The sequence below is a fragment of the Novosphingobium lentum NBRC 107847 genome (assembly GCF_001590965.1).
In the GTDB taxonomy this organism is placed as follows: Bacteria; Pseudomonadota; Alphaproteobacteria; order Sphingomonadales; family Sphingomonadaceae; genus Novosphingobium; species Novosphingobium lentum.
This window is the reverse complement of record NZ_BCTW01000002.1, coordinates 130,064-146,672: the sequence shown is the minus strand read 5'-3', so window position 1 is coordinate 146,672 and position 16,609 is coordinate 130,064. Positions and strand designations below refer to the sequence as shown.

General features: G+C 66.5%; 18 protein-coding genes. 11 read left to right on the top strand and 7 right to left on the bottom strand.

Annotated elements, in window-relative coordinates; all coding sequences use genetic code 11:
- Nucleotides 1-6: 6 nt before the first annotated feature.
- Nucleotides 7-381 (bottom strand): MerC domain-containing protein, encoded by a 375-nt coding sequence (locus NL2_RS02170; RefSeq protein WP_068071233.1) that lies wholly within the window; start codon nt 379-381, stop codon nt 7-9.
- Nucleotides 382-496: 115 nt separating this feature from the next.
- On the opposite strand from NL2_RS02170, the gene NL2_RS02165 reads away from it, so the two are divergent.
- The 5 genes from NL2_RS02165 (at nt 497) to NL2_RS02145 (ending at nt 6,015) form a co-directional block, all read left to right on the top strand.
- Nucleotides 497-1,597 (top strand): COX15/CtaA family protein, encoded by a 1,101-nt coding sequence (locus NL2_RS02165; RefSeq protein ID WP_068071486.1) that lies wholly within the window; start codon nt 497-499, stop codon nt 1,595-1,597.
- Between the two features lie 228 nt (nt 1,598-1,825).
- The gene (rplM, locus tag NL2_RS02160; RefSeq protein WP_068071231.1) at nt 1,826-2,305 is read left to right on the top strand and encodes a 50S ribosomal protein L13; all 480 of its coding nucleotides are present in this window, start codon (nt 1,826-1,828) and stop codon (nt 2,303-2,305) included.
- Nucleotides 2,305-2,904, top strand: coding sequence for a 30S ribosomal protein S9 (gene rpsI, locus NL2_RS02155; RefSeq protein ID WP_084355795.1), 600 nt, complete (start codon nt 2,305-2,307; stop codon nt 2,902-2,904). Before rplM ends, rpsI begins: the two co-directional genes overlap by 1 nt.
- A 292-nt stretch (nt 2,905-3,196) precedes the next feature.
- Nucleotides 3,197-3,712, top strand: a complete 516-nt coding sequence (locus tag NL2_RS02150) for a hypothetical protein (RefSeq protein WP_218006080.1) — start codon at nt 3,197-3,199, stop codon at nt 3,710-3,712.
- Nucleotides 3,709-6,015 carry a GAF domain-containing protein gene (locus NL2_RS02145; protein WP_068071227.1) on the top strand — a complete coding sequence of 769 codons (2,307 nt, stop codon included), beginning with the start codon at nt 3,709-3,711 and terminating at the stop codon, nt 6,013-6,015. Before NL2_RS02150 ends, NL2_RS02145 begins: the two co-directional genes overlap by 4 nt.
- A gap of 145 nt (nt 6,016-6,160) precedes the next feature.
- Here the strand turns inward: NL2_RS02145 and NL2_RS02140 are convergent, their stop codons facing one another.
- From NL2_RS02140 to NL2_RS02130, 3 genes are all read right to left on the bottom strand, one after another.
- Entirely contained in the window at nt 6,161-7,036 is an 876-nt protein-coding gene (locus NL2_RS02140; protein WP_068071225.1) for a metallophosphoesterase family protein, read from the bottom strand.
- A complete protein-coding gene (locus NL2_RS02135) occupies nt 7,026-7,877 on the bottom strand; it encodes a diacylglycerol kinase family protein (RefSeq protein WP_068071223.1) in 852 nt (283 codons plus the stop codon). Before NL2_RS02135 ends, NL2_RS02140 begins: the two co-directional genes overlap by 11 nt.
- Before the next feature lie 62 nt (nt 7,878-7,939).
- Nucleotides 7,940-8,323 carry a hypothetical protein gene (locus NL2_RS02130; protein ID WP_245647529.1) on the bottom strand — a complete coding sequence of 128 codons (384 nt, stop codon included), beginning with the start codon at nt 8,321-8,323 and terminating at the stop codon, nt 7,940-7,942.
- A gap of 149 nt (nt 8,324-8,472) precedes the next feature.
- Between NL2_RS02130 and NL2_RS02125 the strand changes: the two genes are divergently transcribed.
- Nucleotides 8,473-8,766: a UrcA family protein gene (locus NL2_RS02125; RefSeq protein ID WP_068071221.1), complete on the top strand. Its 294-nt coding sequence runs from the start codon at nt 8,473-8,475 to the stop codon at nt 8,764-8,766.
- 105 nt (nt 8,767-8,871) lie between these two features.
- Here the strand turns inward: NL2_RS02125 and NL2_RS02120 are convergent, their stop codons facing one another.
- Nucleotides 8,872-9,384, bottom strand: a complete 513-nt coding sequence (locus NL2_RS02120; RefSeq protein WP_174522579.1) for a winged helix-turn-helix transcriptional regulator — start codon at nt 9,382-9,384, stop codon at nt 8,872-8,874.
- Between the two features lie 157 nt (nt 9,385-9,541).
- Here NL2_RS02120 and NL2_RS02115 point away from each other — a divergent pair, with 157 nt between their 5' ends.
- From NL2_RS02115 to NL2_RS02095, 5 genes are all read left to right on the top strand, one after another.
- Nucleotides 9,542-9,889 (top strand): CC_3452 family protein, encoded by a 348-nt coding sequence (locus NL2_RS02115; protein WP_068071219.1) that lies wholly within the window; start codon nt 9,542-9,544, stop codon nt 9,887-9,889.
- 144 nt (nt 9,890-10,033) lie between these two features.
- Nucleotides 10,034-10,774, top strand: a complete 741-nt coding sequence (locus NL2_RS02110) for a hypothetical protein (protein WP_068071217.1) — start codon at nt 10,034-10,036, stop codon at nt 10,772-10,774.
- 122 nt (nt 10,775-10,896) lie between these two features.
- A complete protein-coding gene (gene msrB, locus NL2_RS02105) occupies nt 10,897-11,295 on the top strand; it encodes a peptide-methionine (R)-S-oxide reductase MsrB (protein ID WP_068071216.1) in 399 nt (132 codons plus the stop codon).
- A gap of 147 nt (nt 11,296-11,442) precedes the next feature.
- Nucleotides 11,443-13,632: a transglycosylase domain-containing protein gene (locus NL2_RS02100; protein ID WP_084355794.1), complete on the top strand. Its 2,190-nt coding sequence runs from the start codon at nt 11,443-11,445 to the stop codon at nt 13,630-13,632.
- Between the two features lie 122 nt (nt 13,633-13,754).
- Nucleotides 13,755-13,997 carry a hypothetical protein gene (locus NL2_RS02095; RefSeq protein ID WP_068071215.1) on the top strand — a complete coding sequence of 81 codons (243 nt, stop codon included), beginning with the start codon at nt 13,755-13,757 and terminating at the stop codon, nt 13,995-13,997.
- A gap of 99 nt (nt 13,998-14,096) precedes the next feature.
- Here the strand turns inward: NL2_RS02095 and NL2_RS02090 are convergent, their stop codons facing one another.
- The gene (locus NL2_RS02090; RefSeq protein WP_084355793.1) at nt 14,097-15,650 is read right to left on the bottom strand and encodes a Do family serine endopeptidase; all 1,554 of its coding nucleotides are present in this window, start codon (nt 15,648-15,650) and stop codon (nt 14,097-14,099) included.
- A gap of 114 nt (nt 15,651-15,764) precedes the next feature.
- Nucleotides 15,765-16,607 (bottom strand): protease modulator HflC, encoded by an 843-nt coding sequence (gene hflC / locus NL2_RS02085; protein WP_068071211.1) that lies wholly within the window; start codon nt 16,605-16,607, stop codon nt 15,765-15,767.
- Nucleotides 16,608-16,609 lie beyond the last annotated feature (2 nt).

Sequence of the window (16,609 nt, the reverse complement as noted above, 5' to 3'; positions counted from 1 at the left end):
GTCGTTTCAGCAGGCGCCGCGGCGGATGTTGATGACGTGTGCGGTGGCCACGCAGGCGACGCCGGTGATGGTCAGCAGCGCTTCGGCCGACCCGTGGCCGGTGATCACCGCCGTGGCCATCAACGCCAGGCCGACGCTGCCGATCGCCAGCGGCAGCTTGTGGCCGTGGCGCAAGGCCGCCATGCCGATCGTCGCCGCGCCGACGCAGATCGCCAGCGCCAGGCCGATGCGGTGAATCGCCGGATTGAGCAGCACGCCGCCCCCCACGCCGAGCAGGCCGACCAGCCCGAGTCCCGCCACGCAATGCACCGCGCACAACCCCGAAAGGAGCACGCCGAGCCGGTCGAGCCGGGAATTGGAGGCGGTGGGGACATCGGTCATCGTGGCGGATATATATGTAATGTTGTATCATCGCGCAACCGTTGCCGTTTGCGCCACGATCCGCGCCCGATTTGCACTTGCACTGGGCGGGACGCAGACGCACAGGCTCAAGCCGATGGACGCTGTTGCCCCTTCCGCATCGACGGTTTCGCGCGCTGCCGCAGGGCGCGGTGCGGCCCCGCTTGCGCTGGCGCGCTGGCTGCTGCTGGTCGCCGCGCTGGTCGCCGGGATCGTCGTCGTCGGTGGGATCACCCGGCTGACCGAATCGGGCGTGTCGATCACCGAATGGAACGTCGTCTCGGGCACATTGCCGCCATTGTCCGCCGCGCAGTGGCAGGCTGAATTCGACGCCTATCGCCAGACCCCGCAGTTCCAGCTGGTCAACGGCCCGGCAGGGATGACGCTGGCGACGTACAAGACGATCTTCTTCTGGGAATGGGTCCACCGCCTGCTGGCGCGCGCCATCGGCACGGTGCTGATCGCGGTGACCGCGCTGTTCTGGGTGCGCGGGCGCATCCCGCCGGGCTACAAGCCGCGCCTGCTGGCGCTGATCGCGCTGGTCGGGCTGCAGGGCGCGATCGGCTGGTGGATGGTCAAGTCGGGCATCGTGCATGACATCAAGGTCAGCCACTTGCGGCTGGCGGCACACCTGCTGACCGCGCTGTTCACGCTGGCGGGGCTGGTCTGGACCGCGCTCGATTTGCGCGCGCTGGCCCGGGGCGAGGCGCGGGCGCCGCTGACGCCGTTCGCGGCGCTGGTGCTGGCGATGCTGTTCGTCCAACTGCTGCTCGGCGCGTTCGTGGCCGGAATGCGCGCCGGGACGGTGGCGGGCGGCGGCTGGTTCAACTGGACTGCGTGGCCGCTGATGCAGGGCGCGTTCGTTCCCGACGGCATCGACTGGCGCCAAGGTATGCTCCATGCGTTCACCGGCGATCCGCTGCTGGTCCACTTCCTCCATCGCTGGTGGGCCTGGGCTGTGGTCGCCGCGCTGATCGTGCTGGCGCGCAAGGTGCGTCGCAGCGAGCGGTCGGCCTCGGTCGCGATCCACGTGGCGTTCGGGACGCAAGTGCTGCTCGGCGTGGCGACGGTCTACAGCGGAGTGGCGCTGCCGCTGGCGGTGCTGCACCAGCTGGTCGGCGCACTGCTCGTCGCCGCAACGACGTGGGGCGCACACGGGCAGGGCGCGCAGGCTCGAAGGACTGCGCACCCCATCTGATCGGGACGGGTAGGCGCATCCAGTTTTCATATCTCCACGACACCCCGATACCTTGCGCGGAAGGTGTTCCGAAGCGCACCGCAACCATCAAGGTATTATGTTACCTCTTCGCAAAGTGGCGGATTGCTTGACTTATCGGCCCAATTCGAACAGAGACGCCGCTTCCGCGCCACGGGGTTCGCATTTTCGCGAGACTTGCGTCGCACCAATCAGGGAACAGACCCAGCCATGAAGGCTCTCAGCAAGGTCACCCGGTCGATCAAACCGGCCGAGGTGGAAAAGAACTGGCATCTGATCGATGCCGATGGCCTGGTGGTCGGCCGGCTCGCCGTCATCATCGCCAACCGCCTGCGCGGCAAGCACAAGCCCAGCTTCACCCCCCACGTCGATTGCGGCGATCACGTTGTCGTGATCAACGCCGGCAAGGTGCGGCTGACGGGCAACAAGCTCAAGCAGAAGATCTATTACAAGCACACCGGTTATGCCGGCGGCATCAAGGAAGTGACCGCAGCCAAGGTGCTGGATGGCCGCTTCCCCGAACGCGTGCTTGAAAAGGCGGTTGAGCGCATGATCCCGCGTGGACCGCTCGGCCGTGCGCAGATGCGCGCGCTGCACCTTTACGCCGGCGACGAGCATCCGCATGCGGGCAACCAGCCCGTTTCGCTCGACGTTGCTTCACTCAACCGCAAGAACAAGGTGGGTGCGTGATGTCCGATACCCCTAACGCCACCGAAACCGTGTCGAGCCTGGCCGATCTCAAGGCGCTGACCAGCGCCGAGCCGGTTGCCGCTGCGACCGCCGCTGCTTCGTCCACCGATTCGCCCACCCTCGGCGATGCCGGTTTCGGCGAAGATGCCGCTCCTCCTCCGCCGCCGCGCGGTGGTCCGCTGGCGCCGCTGCGCGATCAGGAAATCGATGCGCAAGGCCGCGCTTATGCTACCGGCCGCCGCAAGGATGCCGTGGCGCGCGTGTGGATCAAGCCCGGTTCGGGCAAGATCACCGTCAACGGCCGCGATCAGGAAGTGTACTTCGCCCGTCCCACGCTGCGTCTGGTGATCAACCAGCCGTTCGACGTGGCCGATCGTTCGGGCCAGTACGATGTCATGTGCACCGTCAAGGGCGGCGGGCTTTCGGGCCAGGCCGGCGCGGTCAAGCACGGCATCGCGCAGGCGCTGTCGAAGTTCGAGCCTGCCTTGCGGCTTGCGGTCAAGACCGCCGGCTTCCTCACCCGCGACAGCCGCGTGGTCGAGCGCAAGAAGTACGGCAAGGCCAAGGCGCGCAAGAGCTTCCAGTTCTCGAAGCGCTAAGATTTACCAACCCATTCGTCCCCTCGCGGGGATGGCCAGAGGGGCCGGCGAGCGATCGCCGGCCCTTTTTGCTGCGCGGGTGCAACGCCCTTGCCGCAGCTGGGCCGCGCCGTGATGCGCCGCACAACGGATCGCGGCGTTTGCGTTAAATGGTTCATGCACTGGACAAATGCTGCCGGGCAGGCAAAGTTTGCAGTCGGGGTTCGCTTACCGACAGAACGATACGATGACCCACCGCCGGGGCGGGCGGGGTTGCGGCACAGACTTGGACAGCGCTTGGGGGCAGACAGGCATGGCGACGGTAATGCGCGGCGCGGACGGACACGATTCCGCAGCCGCTTCGGATTTGGATGGACGACCCGACGTGCGCATGGTGTCCGACTTGCGCGCGCAGAACCTGCAACTGCAGGCCACCATCGCCCAACTGCGGCAGGACCTTGAACGGCACGAAGCGGCCAGCCTGGCGGCGGTGCAGCGCGCGCGGGCGGATGCTTCCGACGAAGTGGCCCAGATGCGCGCGACGGTGCACGCCATGCGCGAGGAAATGGAGCGGCGCGAGATCGAGGCGGAGGCGGCTGGGCAGGTTGCGCGCGCGACGGGGGCGGCCGAAGCGGCGCAATTGCGCGATGCGATCGGCCAGTTGCGCGGCGAACTCGAACGGGTGCGCGCCGAAGCCGAGCGCGCCATGGTCCGCGCCGAATCGCAGTTCGCCGCCGAACGCGCGACGCTGCAGCAGCAGGTCCAGGCGCTGCGCACGCAGATCGACGATCGCACCGTGCTTGCCGCGGCTGCCGGAGCCCGCGCATGAGCATCGTCACCTCGCTCGCCGATGCCGGAATTTCACCGGCCCGGATCCGCCGTATGCGCAAGGATGCGGCGTTGCGGCGGGCGCACGTGTTGCTGGAAGTATCGCAACGCTGCGCCGCGATCGGCAACCTCGACGGCGTGCTGAACCAGCTGGTCGAGCTGACCACGCGCGAACTGGCGTGCGAGCGCGGCACTCTGTTCCTCAACGACGATGCGCGCGGCGAACTTTATTCGCGCGTGGCGCAAGGCGGCCTCAACCGCGAGATCCGCATCCTCAATTCCACCGGCATCGCGGGCCACGTGTTCCAGACCGGCGAATGGGTGCTCAGCGACGATCCTTATTCCGATCCGCGCTTCAACAGTTCGGTCGACCAGCGCACCGGCTATCGCACGCGCAACATCGTGTGCGTGCCCGTGCGCACGATGGCGGGCGAAAGCATCGGCGTGATGCAGTGCCTCAACAAGATCGATGGCGAATTTTCCGAGGACGACCTCAGCCTGCTCGCCGAAATGACCAGCCAGGCGGCGATCGTGCTGCGCAGCCTGCAATATGTCGAACAGATCGACCGCATCCGGCTGAAGGAGATGTCGTTCCTCGAACTGGTGTCCGACATCAATTCGGAGTTCGACCTGTCGCGCCTGCTGGGGCGCGTGGTGCGCGAGACGACGCAGATGCTCAGCGCCGAACGCGCCACGATCTTCCTGCACGATACCGTGACCGACACGCTGTTTTCACGCGTGACGGCGGGTGGCGACATCGCCGAAATCCGCATCCCGTCGCACGCCGGGATCGCGGGCACGGTGTTCACCTCGGGCGCGAGCATGAACATCCCGTATGCTTACGCCGACTTGCGGTTCAATCCGGCGTTCGACAAGCAGACCGGGTTCTTCACCCGATCGATCCTGTGCGTGCCGATCGTGAACAAGTCCGGCACGGTCATCGGCGTGACCCAGGTGCTCAACAAGATCGGCGGCATCTTCACCGACGAGGACGAGCAGCGGCTGAAGGCATTCACCGCGCAAATCGCCATCGCGCTGGAGAATTCCAAGCTGTTCGACGACGTCCAGCGGGTCAAGAACTACAACGAGAGCATGCTGCAAAGCATGTCGAACGGCGTGCTCACGCTCGATCCGGCGGGCGCGATCGTGACCTGCAACGCCGCCGCCGCGCGGATCTGGGAATGCGATGCCGATGCGTTGTCCGGACGTCTGCTGGCCGATCTGCTGGGCGAGGACAGCGCCTGGGTGATGGACCGCATTGCCGCGGTTCAGGCCAGCCACGCCAGCGATCTCATCCCCGATGCCAAAGTCACGCTGGGCGGGGTGGAGAAATCGGTGAACCTCGCGTTCATGCCCCTGCTCGCTGCCGAAGGCGACAAGGACCTGGGATCGATGCTGATGTTCGAGGATATCAGCATCGAAAAGCGCATGAAATCGACGATGTCGCGCTACATGGACCCGGTGATCGCGGCGCAGATGCTCGACGTCGACGCGCTCGATCTGCTCGGCGGGGTCAGCGCCGAGGCGACGATCATGTTCACCGACGTGCGCGGGTTCACTACCATTACCGAGGAATACGGCGCGCAAGGCACCGTCTCGTTCCTCAACGACTACTTCACGATGATGGTGGACTGCATCACCCGCGAAGGCGGGATGCTCGACAAGTTCATCGGCGATGCGATCATGGCCTGCTTCGGCCTGCCGATGGCGCACGACGACGATCCCGATCGCGCGGCGCGCGCGGCCGTTTCGATGATCCGCGAGCTGTGGGAATGGAACGTCGGGCGTCGCGCGCGCGGGTTGAAGACGGTGGACATGGGCGTGGGACTCAACACCGATATGGTGGTGTCGGGCAACATCGGCAGCCCCAAGCGCATGGACTATACCGTGATCGGTGACGGGGTGAACCTCGCCTCCCGTCTCGAAAGCGCGTGCAAGGCCTATTCGGCGCGGATCCTCGCCAGCGAATCCACGGTGAACAAGCTGCGTGGGACTTACCGCCTGCGCGACATCGATCTGGTGGTGGTCAAGGGCAAGACCCAGCCGGTGCGGGTGTTCGAGCTGCTCGATTACCACGATGCCGCCTCGTTCCCCAACCTGGGCGAAGTGGTCGGCCATTTCGGCGACGGCATCGCCGCCTATCGTGCCGCCAAATGGGATGCGGCGATCGCGCGTTTCGAAAAGTGCCTTGCGCTCAATCCAGCAGACACCCTGTCGCACACCTACATCGACCGCTGCCGCGTGCTGCAGGCGGCGCCCCCGGTGGGTGAGTGGGACGGGGTGTGGGTGATGAAGGACAAGTAGGGGTTTGGCGTTGGGGCGGCTGGTGCCGGAACGGCGGTGGTTCGCGAGAACTGATCGACAGATGCCCCAACCCGTTCCCGCTCATCTGTTGCCTGACGTGTCTCGACTTCGCTCGACACGAGCGGACCGGTTAGACCCGCCAGATTCAGTACACCGGCGGATCGACCTCGGGCACGGCGCCTACCGGCGCGACCGGCTCGCCTTCGAGGCGCGGCGGCTTGGCGTTGGCAGGAATATCGTCGATCTGCATGTCGTGCGTGGTGACATGCTCCAGGTTGCGCACGCGCACCGTCACCATGTCGCGGCTCAGCGTCAGCTCGTTGAAGCTGGGCGGGGTCGATCGCACGCGCTGTGACAAGGTGCCCGCGCCGATCATCCGCACCGGGCCGTTCGCGGTCTGGTGCGTGATGTCGAACGGATCGTGGACATGGCCGGACAACACCGCCAGCACGTTGCGCCGCGCCAGTTCGGCCAGCGCCTTTTCCCCGCCCCGCGTCAGCGCGTTGCCTTTCGTCCCGGCCTCGACCAGCGGATGGTGCACCGTCACCAGCGCACGGGTGCCGGATGGCAGCGCGTCGATGGCCGCCAGTGTCTTGTCGAGCGCAGCCGGGGTGACCCAGCCCTTCGACCAGTTCAAACGCCACTGCGCGCGCGCGGTGGTCTTGAGCGGGACGATGGCAACGCCCGGCATGTCGATCTCGCGCTCGACCAGCGCCTCGATCCCGCGGAACCGGCGGTAGGGATCGAGAAAGCGCTCGGCCAGATTGAAGTAGGGCAGGTCGTGATTGCCCACTTCGACCGTCACCGGCAATTCCAGCCCCAGGATCCATTCGCACGCGGCGGTAAATTCGCGATGCCGCGCGCGCATTGTCAGGTCGCCGGTGATCGCCACCGCGTCCGGCTGTTCGGCGACGATGCGTTCTGCCACCCAGTCGAGCGCGCGCTGGTCCTGCAGCCCGAAATGAATATCGCTGAGATGGAAGATGCGGGTGACGGTTGGTGCGGGCGGATCAGTCGGCATGGCGCGTCGCTATCAGATCGACCTCACACTGCGCCAGCATGAAGGTTTCGCGGGTGGTGCCTTCCGCCGGTTCGCCATCGACCAGCAATTCGATCGGCGCGCCGTACAGGCACGACAATTCGAGCTCGCGGTGCAACTCCAGGTCATCGTGCGGCCCATCGCGAAAGCTGCGCCGCAGCAACGCCAGACCTTGCCGGGCATAATCGGCGATGGAAGCGGCGTAATAGGCCTCGACGCGGATGCCCTCGGCCGTGGGGGTCAGGTTGACCAGCGGATAGCCCTCGGGCCGCCCCAGCGGCGGGGCGGAACACACCACCATCGGCCCCGTGGTCGACTGGCCGATCGCGGCGGCGGTGTGTTCCGCCACGCCGCGGATGTCCGCCGATCGCAACGCCTCGCGCACATCGTTCCACGCTGTGCCGGGGCCCAGCAGCAGGCCGCCCAGCGCATCGCCGTGGGCCGAGCGGATCACGCTGATGCGTTTGCGCCGGACCGGCGCCGCGCCGACGCGCGCGACGATGGCCTCAGCGTCGGCATCGCCGTGCAACCGCAGCGCCAGCAGGTTCATCGTGCCGCCGGGCAGCACCAGCACCGCGCCATCCCAGCCATAGAGGCCGGTGACCAGCGCATTGATCGTGCCGTCGCCGGCAAATACCGCGACCGTGCCCACACCATGCGCGCGCAATTTGGCCGGGTCGGGCAGGGCTTCGTCGGGGAAACGGATCACCCGGCCGGGCGCGCGATCGATCGCGCGCAACGCCGAGGTCAAATTCGCCAGCGCTTCGGGGGTGTTGCTGCCGCTGGCCGCATTGACCACCAGCCATGTCTGTCCATCGTCCATCCGCGCTCAAAGCGTGGATCGGGTGACGGTTCCCCGCGCGGGTCGCCCCGTCAGTTGCCCGATCACACGCGTCCCGACAGAATCAGCCACGCCGAGAAGCTGTTGAGCATCGAATAGACGACATAGCAGATCGGCGCCCACACGATGCTCTGCGCCGCGAACAGCAGCGTCGCCAGCAGCATCAGGAACTCCACCGCCAGGCTGAAATGGCCGCCAAGATGGTGATAGAACCACGGCACGCGGCCCAGCAGAGGGTGGCGGCTGTCCATGACCGCCCGGTGCAGGGCAAAGTTGCCGATTCCCAGCAGGAAAGTGATGAGAATCGCCATCTGACTGTCACGATAGGCTGCACTTCGCCGGTTGTCAGTCGCGATGAATCCTTGCCGCATGTCGTTCGGCGGACGGGATGAGCGCTTCGTCGTGGTGCCTGGCGGCTGGTCGGTCATCCGGGCTTGCCGGTCGATCCCGGCGCGCGGGAGCGGCGGGCGAGGCGTATCAAACTGGCATGCGGCGGTGATCGAAACCCCCCGAAACCCGCACACCGCCGCAGACCCTGATTTGATCCCTTCTGCGAAACGAACCCAAGGAAATCGCCATGAACGCCAAGCTCATCTTCGCAACCGGCCTCGTTGGCCTGTCCCTCGCCGCGCAGCCGGCTTTTGCCCAGACCCGCGCCGTTTCCTATCGCGACCTCGACCTGTCGACCTCGGCCGGCCAAGCCCGCCTCGATGGCCGGCTCCGCGCCGCCGCCGCGCTGGTGTGCCGCACCGACGAGGGCGTGACGTCCATCGCCGACCAGGCCGCCGCGAGCCGCTGCTACGGCAAGGCCCTGTCATCGGCGCGTGTCGCGGTCGCTTCGGCGGGCACCACGCGTCGTCCCGGCCGGTAAGTCCCGGTCGAACCTGGTCCGGAGCCGGAATTCCAGCCCCGGCTTCGGACCAATTTTGTCAGTTTCTGGTGTCGTTGCTGCGCGCCGAGCGCGCAAAGCCAGGGCTCAGTGAGCGGTGCCGGCCAGATCCCGCACCGTTGCCGGGCCTGTTGCCTTGTCCGCTTCCAACTCGACCCGTTCGCGCCAGCGCAAATCTTGCGGTCCCAGCACCCGGTCGTCTGCCGCGCGAATGGTGATCGGCGCGATCGGCGCGCCGTCGCGTTCATCGCACAGCACCGGGTTGGCCGGCACGCCCAGTTCCCATTTTTCGCCCCACTGGCGCAGCGCGAGCATCGCCGGCAGCAGGTCGAACCCTTTCGGCGTCAGGCGATATTCGATGCGGCGGCGATCGTCGCAGCAGTGCTCCCGCTTGAGGATGCCGGCTTCGACCAGCCGCGACAGGCGGTTGGACAGGATGTTGCGGGCGATGCCCAGCGCGTCGAGGAAATCCTCGAAATGCCGGATGCCGTTGAATGCGGCGCGCAGGATCATGAACGACCACTTTTCGCCCATCGCTTCCAGCGCCACGGGCAGCCCGCACTGGACAAGATCGGCAAGGGGTTCGCGCAGCTTTTCCATGGAGTCTCTTGCGTATCCCATCTCGCGGCTATCACACACCGCTATTTAAGTTTCTAGTTGCAACTTACAACCTAGTTTGATAGGTAGTGATTCGCAACTGAAATCCGCACCCTCTCCAGACCCCGCATTTCGGTTGCTCGATCAAAGGGGAATACTCATGACTCGTTTCCAGCAATCCGCGCCCGCCCGCCAGCTGATGTTTGCCGCGCTTGCCCTGATCGGCACGGTCGGCAGCTTCGGCGCGATCACCGGCACGGCCCACGCCGCCACGCCCACGTTCTACACCGCCGCGCTGGTCAAGCCGGTGTCCGCGCCGCAGCACGTCATCGTCGACGGGGTGATGTGGAACTGCAGCGGCACCGAATGCATCGCCCCGCGCGATGGTTCGCGCACCGCCAACGTCTGCGCGCGGCTTGTCCGCAAGCTGGGCCCGGTCTCGCGCTTCGCCACGCCGCAGGGCGATCTGGCGGCCGCAGATCTCACCCAGTGCAACGGCGCCAGCTGAACCTGCTCCAGCGCGTGCATCCACCAGCCCCCCGCTTCAGGCGGGTGCGCGCACCTTCGAAGGACCGCGACGGGATGTGAACCCCTGTCGCGGTCCTCTTTTTTTGCGCATGACCACCGGCACGCTGCGGCCTATAGCGGCGCGATGCGATATGTTTCTGCGCTGGCCGCGTTCGCCCTCACCTCTGCCGGCTGGTCTGCTTCGGCCAATGCCGCGACGGCGCCCCAAACCGCCGCCCCCGATCTGTCCCGGCTGACCGAAGGGCACACCGCAGACCTGCGCTGCGCCGCCGCGTTTGCCATCGTCGCGTCGGAACAGCAGCGTGGGGTGCAGGATGCGCTGGCTTATGCCCCGCTCGGCTATCGCGGGAAGGAATACTTCGTCCGCGTCAGCGCGCGGGTGGAGGACGAGGCCGGGCTGTCGAAAGAGGCGGTGCGCGATATCCTCGTGCGCAACGTGGCCGAAATGCAGCAGCAGGCCGCCGCGATCGGCGATCCGGCAACCGAACTGTCGAACGTGGTGAAGCCCTGCCTTGCCCGGCTCGACAAGGAAGTGGCGCCGCTGGTGCGGCCCGATCTGCTGCAGTGTTCCGCGATCCTGCAGGTCGCCTATGAACAACTCCATGCCAGCGAAGGCCTGACCCCGGCGGCGCAGGACCTCAGGACGCTGGCCTCGGTGCTGACCGCGCGCGAGCACGAAGCGCTGGTGGCCGGCGGCAAAAGCGGCGAGGAGGCGGACCGCGCGCTGGGCCAGGCACACGATGCGCTGCTGGCCGAAGCTTTTGCCCAGACCGACAAGGCCGGCGGCGATGGCGGCGCGATCGAGAAATACGACATCGCGCATTGCTACGATCTGGCCCGGCCCGATCCCAAGTCGCACTATTGACGTCGCGCGGGCAATCGCAACGCAGCAACGACCGGCGCTGGAAATCCGACCGTCCCGCACCCATATTCCGGCGTGCCCCGTTTTTTCGGTGTGCCCTGTCTTCGGCGTAAAGGAGAATTTCGATGCCCGACAAGATTGCGCTGACCGATGCCGAATGGCGCGAACGCCTGACGCCCGAACAGTACCAGGTGCTGCGTCGGGCGGGGACCGAGCGCGCGTTCACCGGCGCATACGAGAAGAACAAGGCGGCGGGCGAGTATGTCTGCGCCGGCTGCGGCGCGCCGCTGTTCACGTCCGAGAAAAAATATGACAGCGGGTCGGGCTGGCCCAGCTTTACCGCCCCGGTCGCTGCCGATGCGGTCGACGAACATCGCGACATGGCGCACGGCATGGTCCGCACCGAAGTGCGCTGCGCCGGGTGCGAAGGCCATCTGGGCCATGTGTTTCCCGATGGTCCCGGCCCCGAAGGCTTGCGCTACTGCATGAACAGCGCCTCGCTGGAGTTCAAGCCAAAGGACTGACGCAGGCAGACAACAGATCTGAAATGCAGCACGCGGCCGCCGCTGCCGGGGCGGTTCGCAACTTCCGATTAACCCTGCGTTACAAATCGCCTATGCATGAGGGCGAAATTCGGGCGTTCCGTCCGCGAGGGATCAGAAACACCACGTATGGCCAGACGGGACGATCCGCGCCGCCCTCAACGGGGACGGCCCACGCCCGCGCCTAAAGCTTCGGCGTCAGCACCGTCGGCACTGGGCCGCTGGGTCAAGCGTGCGTTCGTCTGGGGCATTGGTGGCGTGCTGCTGTTCGCCGCGATCATGGGTGTGGCGGTGGCGATGACCGAACGGTCGCTCCCGAGCTATGAAAAGCTGAAGTCGACCCAGACCGGCCAGATGATCGTGGTGCGCGCCGCCGATGGCACCGAGATCGAGACGCTCGGTCCCAGCTACGGCAAATGGGTGCCCTATGCGCAGATCCCCCAAGTGATGAAGGCCGCGATGGTCTCGGTCGAGGACCGGCGCTTCAACGAACACTGGGGCGTCGATCCGCTGGGCATCGCGCGTTCGGTGTGGGTGCGCGTGGAAAGCGGGCACTGGCGACAGGGCGGCTCGACCATTACGCAGCAGCTGGCGCGCAACATCTTCCTCAACAATTCCAAAACCTTCGACCGCAAGGTGCGTGAGATCGTGCTGGCGCTGGCGCTGGAGCAGAAGTTCAGCAAGCACCAGATCCTCGAGCTGTATCTCAACAAGGTCTATTTCGGCGGCGGCGCCTACGGCATCGATTCGGCCAGCCGCAAGTTCTTCGGTCATCCGGCAGAGGGGATCGCCCTGCCCGAAGCCGCGATCATCGCCGGGCTGGTCAAGGCGCCGTCGCGGTATTCGCCCACCGCCGACCAGCAGGCGGCGGTCGATCGCGCGAAAGTCGTGCTGGGCGTGATGCAGTCGGCCGGTGCGATCACCGCCAGCGAGGCGGCCGGGGTCGATCTCAAGGCGGTCAAGCTGGCGGCGGAGGAAGGCCAGAACTCGGCGCGGTACTTCACCGATTGGGCGCTGCCGCAGCTCGATATCCTGTTGCCCGAAAACGACCAGCCGATCGAGGTGTGGACCACGCTCGACCTGGGCATGCAGCGCGCGGCGACCACCGCGATCCAGGCCAACGTGCCCACCGGCGCGCAAGGTGCGATGGTCAGCCTCGATCGCGACGGCGCGGTGCTGGCGATGGTCGGCGGCACCGATTACGTGACATCGAACTACAACCGCGCCACCGACGCGGTGCGCCAGCCGGGATCGGCATGGAAGCTGTTCGTCTATCTCGCCGCGCTGGAAGCGGGCTACAAGCCGGGCGATCGCGTGGTCGATGAACCGGTGACGATCGACGGCTGGACGCCGCGCAATTCGGGCGGCACGTATGCCGGGCCGATCGACGTGCGCACCGCGTTTGCCTATTCCAAGAACACCGTCGCGGCGCAACTCGGCAACGAAGTCGGCTTTGCGTCGGTGGCGGGCATGGCGCGGCGGTTCGGCATCACCACGCCGATCAACACGCTGCCGTCGATGGTGCTGGGCACGTCCGACGTGCGCGTGATCGACATGGTGCGCGCGTTCGCCGGGGTGCAGGCCGGCGGCAGCGCGATCACCCCGTTCGGCATCCGCAAGGTGACGACCACCGATGGCCAGGTGCTGTATGAGCACAAGGTTGATCCGCCACAGAACCTCGTGCCCAGCTACGTCGCGGCCGAAATCACCGATTTGCTGCAGACCGCGGTCAACATCGGCACCGGACGCGCCGCGCAGATCGGGCGGCCGGTGGCGGGCAAGACCGGCACCACCAGCTCGAACAAGGACGGCTGGTTCCTCGGCTTTTCGAGCGGGATTACCACCGGCGTGTGGATGGGCCGCGACGATGCCAAGACCGTTCCGGGCCTGCAGGGCGGCACCGCCCCGGCGCGCGCGTTCGCGCTGTACATGCGCTTCGCCACGGCCAAGCGCCCGATCCAGAAGTTCGATACCGAAGTGACGCTGCCCAGCTGGCAGCTCGAGCCCGACAACGAGGCGATGATGGGGCCGCCGGGCAACTACGTCTATGTCGACGAGCAGGGCAACCTGATCGATCCCAAGCATGTCGATGAACCGGCGCGGCCCGGCAACGGTGCGCCGGTGGACGAAGGCGGCGGGCTGGTTCCGGCTGGACCTCCGCCTGCGGCCAACGACGATTTCCTCGACCGGGCGACCGGGCGCCAGAACGGCGCGCCGCCCGGAACCACGCCGCCGCGCGGCCGCCAGAACGCGGCCCCACCGGCTACCGGCCAGCGCCCGGCCGCGCCGCCGCAGCAGGATGGGTTGATCGAGCAGTAAGCCTGGAGCAGCGGGCTGGTGTCGCTGCTCCCATCTCGCTGAACAGACCGGCGAACCTTTTCGGCATTCGTTCGTTGAACCTGTCGAGCGGGCGATGAGCCCGTGCAATCAGGAGACGAACCATGGGTCTGCTTCAATGGGCCGCCGTTGGCGCGGCCGGCTACGCCATCTACCGTGCGGTACAGAACCGCAATGCCGAAACCGCACCGTCGGCGTTTGCGCCCGGCGAACACGCGGGCAGCAACTTTTCGCAAGTGCGCACCGCCGGGGTAGAGGGCATGCGCTCCAACCCGCCGGGCTGGGACAAGGTAGACCAGGCGATGGATGAAAGTTTCCCCGCCAGTGATCCGCCCGCCACCTACTGACCGCGCGCGCAATACAGCGCAGCACAGGCAAAACAACACCGCGCCGGAGCGATCCGGCGCGGTTTCTGTTTGGGGATGTGAGCCCCGACCTGTTTCAGCTTAGCGCAAGCGTACCGGGATGTAGACGGCCGGCTGGCCGCGCCGCTGCACCCGCAGCAGCACCGCACCGCGCCCGTCGGTCCGCGCGGTGCGGATCGCCGCATCGAGATCGGCGGGCGATGCCACCGGGCGGTTGTTGGCCGACAGCACGATGTCGCCACGCTGCAGGCCCTTGGCGCTGGCATCGGACGAATCGTCCACCGCCGTCACCACCACGCCGTTGGTGCCGTCCGCCGCACCCAGCTGCCGCGCGATCTGCGCTGTCAGCGGGATCACCGCCATGCCGAGCGACTTCTCGATCGCACTGCCGCCCTGCGCCTGCTGGCTGTCCCCTTTGCCGAAGCTGTCGGGATCCTGTTGCGCGTCGGGATCGAAGGTCTGCTTGGCCAGTTCCTCCTCGCTCGGGCGCTTGCCGACCACGGCGTTGACCGTGAGGTGCTGGCCGTTGCGGATCAGGTCGATCGGGATGCGCTTGCCCGGCGCGGTGTTGGCGACGATGAACGACAACGTCTGTTCGGGAGTGACGTCCTTGCCATCCACCTTCAGCACCACGTCGCCCGCCTGCAGCCCGGCCTTGGCCGCGCCTTGCGCGGGTTCGACGCCCTGGATGAATTCGCCACGGTTCTTTGGGATGCCCAGCGATGCGGCAAGGTCTTCGCTCAGCGACGAAATCCGCACGCCGAGATAGCCGCGCTCGATCGCCTGGCCGTTGCGCAGCTTTTCCACGATCGGGGCCGCGATTTCCGCAGGGATGGCAAAGCCGATGCCCACGCTGCCGCCGGTGGGCGAGAAGATCGCGTTGTTGATGCCGATGACGTTGCCCGCCATGTCGAACATCGGCCCGCCCGAGTTGCCGCGGTTGATCGAGGCGTCGGTCTGCAGGTAACGGTCATAGGCGCTGCCGGTGCCGGTGTTGCGATACACGGCAGAGATGATCCCTTGCGTGACGGTGCCGCCCAGACCGAACGGGTTGCCGATGGCGATCACCCAGTCACCCACGCGCGCCTTGTGCGAATCGCCGAATTTCACGAACGGGAACGGCTTGGACGCGGTGATCTTGAGCACGGCCAGATCCGACGCGGCGTCGCGCCCGACCAGCTTGGCCGGATATTCGGTGCCATCGGGCATGGTGATCGAGATCGATTCGACCTCGCCCTGCCCATCGGCGGTGATGACGTGGTTGTTGGTCACGACATAGCCGTCGGCCGAGATGATGAACCCCGATCCCAGCGACTGTGCTTCGCGCGTGGTCGATCCGCCTCCGCCTTGCGGCGCGCCTCCGCCCTGTCCGCCAAACAGATCGCCGAACGGGGTGCCCGCGAACGGGTTGGTCGGCACCTTCACGCGCTGGCGGGTGGAGATGTTGACCACGGCGGGCTGCAACTGCTGGGTCAGGTCGGCAAAGCTGGCGGGCGCGCCGGCGCGCGGGACGACGTTCTGTATCTGCGACTGATCATTCTGCGCCACCTGGGCCCCGGCGGGAAGTCCGGTCACGAGGGTGAGCGCGCTTCCGGCCAGCAGCAGCGCCGACGTTACTCCATAAGCATATCGCACGTTGTTCAGTCCTCTTTGCAGCACACGTTTGCGGCGATTTCCGCCGCCCCGGCGGATGCGTGATTCACGCTTCGTCGCATGAACGGAATTTGAATGACAGCGGTTCGTACCGGCTCATTTCCCCCGGAACTGGCGCAGATATTCGTTGTCGGGCGACAGCACGATCTGGGTGTTGGCGGTGCCTTTGGCAAACGTCGCGTCATAGCTCTGCATCGCGCGGTAGAAGTCGTAGAACTGCGCATCCTTGCCAAAGCTGGCGGCATAGGTCTTGGACGCGTCCGCCTCGGCCTGCGCGCGGATGATCTGGGCGCTTTTCTCGCCTTGCGCGCGGATCGTGGTCGCTTCCTGGTTGCGCGCGCTCGACATGCGGGCAAACGCGCTTTCCAACGGGGTGCCATCGGGCAGGTCGGCGCGCTTGATCCGCACGTCGATCACTTGCGCGCCGTATTCGCGCGCCTCGCGATCAAGGTTGGTGCGGATGTTGGCCATCGCCATGCCGCGATCGGCGGTGAGCAGCGCCCCGAACGTGCGCTTGCCCAATTCCTGGCGCAGCACCGAGTTGAGGATCGGCTGCAGCTGCTCCGACACGCGATCGGTGGTGCCGGCGGTTTCATACATCTTGACCGGATCGATGATGCGGAACCGGGCGTAGGCGTCCACCTCGAGCCGCCGCTGGTCGAGCGAGGTCACCTGCTGGCGCTCCATGTCGACATCGAGCACGCGCTTGTCCACCCACACGACCTGCTCGAAGAACGGGATGCGCAGCACCAGCCCCGCGCCGGTCTGGCCGAAATCGGCATTGGGGCGGAAGCGGTTGACCACGCGCACCGGATCGCCCAGCCGGACAATCACTGCCTGGCTGGTTTCGGGCACGACGACGAGGCAGCTGGCCAGCGCGACGATGGCGATGACCACGGCGATGATCGCGGCTTTCTGTTCTTCCCAGAACTGTTCCATGG

Excerpts from the sequence above, each read along its gene's own strand:
- NL2_RS02100 (WP_084355794.1), top strand. The coding sequence starts at position 11,443 with ATGGCCAGACGGGACGATCCGCGCCGCCCTCAACGGGGACGGCCCACG.
- NL2_RS02120 (WP_174522579.1), bottom strand. The coding sequence starts at position 9,384 with ATGGAAAAGCTGCGCGAACCCCTTGCCGATCTTGTCCAGTGCGGGCTG.
- msrB (WP_068071216.1), top strand. The coding sequence starts at position 10,897 with ATGCCCGACAAGATTGCGCTGACCGATGCCGAATGGCGCGAACGCCTG.
- NL2_RS02165 (WP_068071486.1), top strand. The coding sequence starts at position 497 with ATGGACGCTGTTGCCCCTTCCGCATCGACGGTTTCGCGCGCTGCCGCA.
- NL2_RS02125 (WP_068071221.1), top strand. The coding sequence starts at position 8,473 with ATGAACGCCAAGCTCATCTTCGCAACCGGCCTCGTTGGCCTGTCCCTC.
- NL2_RS02135 (WP_068071223.1), bottom strand. The coding sequence starts at position 7,877 with ATGGACGATGGACAGACATGGCTGGTGGTCAATGCGGCCAGCGGCAGC.
- hflC (WP_068071211.1), bottom strand. The coding sequence starts at position 16,607 with ATGGAACAGTTCTGGGAAGAACAGAAAGCCGCGATCATCGCCGTGGTC.
- NL2_RS02170 (WP_068071233.1), bottom strand. The coding sequence starts at position 381 with ATGACCGATGTCCCCACCGCCTCCAATTCCCGGCTCGACCGGCTCGGC.
- NL2_RS02150 (WP_218006080.1), top strand. The coding sequence starts at position 3,197 with ATGGCGACGGTAATGCGCGGCGCGGACGGACACGATTCCGCAGCCGCT.
- rplM (WP_068071231.1), top strand. The coding sequence starts at position 1,826 with ATGAAGGCTCTCAGCAAGGTCACCCGGTCGATCAAACCGGCCGAGGTG.
- NL2_RS02115 (WP_068071219.1), top strand. The coding sequence starts at position 9,542 with ATGACTCGTTTCCAGCAATCCGCGCCCGCCCGCCAGCTGATGTTTGCC.
- NL2_RS02110 (WP_068071217.1), top strand. The coding sequence starts at position 10,034 with ATGCGATATGTTTCTGCGCTGGCCGCGTTCGCCCTCACCTCTGCCGGC.
- NL2_RS02095 (WP_068071215.1), top strand. The coding sequence starts at position 13,755 with ATGGGTCTGCTTCAATGGGCCGCCGTTGGCGCGGCCGGCTACGCCATC.
- rpsI (WP_084355795.1), top strand. The coding sequence starts at position 2,305 with ATGTCCGATACCCCTAACGCCACCGAAACCGTGTCGAGCCTGGCCGAT.
- NL2_RS02130 (WP_245647529.1), bottom strand. The coding sequence starts at position 8,323 with ATGACCGACCAGCCGCCAGGCACCACGACGAAGCGCTCATCCCGTCCG.
- NL2_RS02140 (WP_068071225.1), bottom strand. The coding sequence starts at position 7,036 with ATGCCGACTGATCCGCCCGCACCAACCGTCACCCGCATCTTCCATCTC.
- NL2_RS02145 (WP_068071227.1), top strand. The coding sequence starts at position 3,709 with ATGAGCATCGTCACCTCGCTCGCCGATGCCGGAATTTCACCGGCCCGG.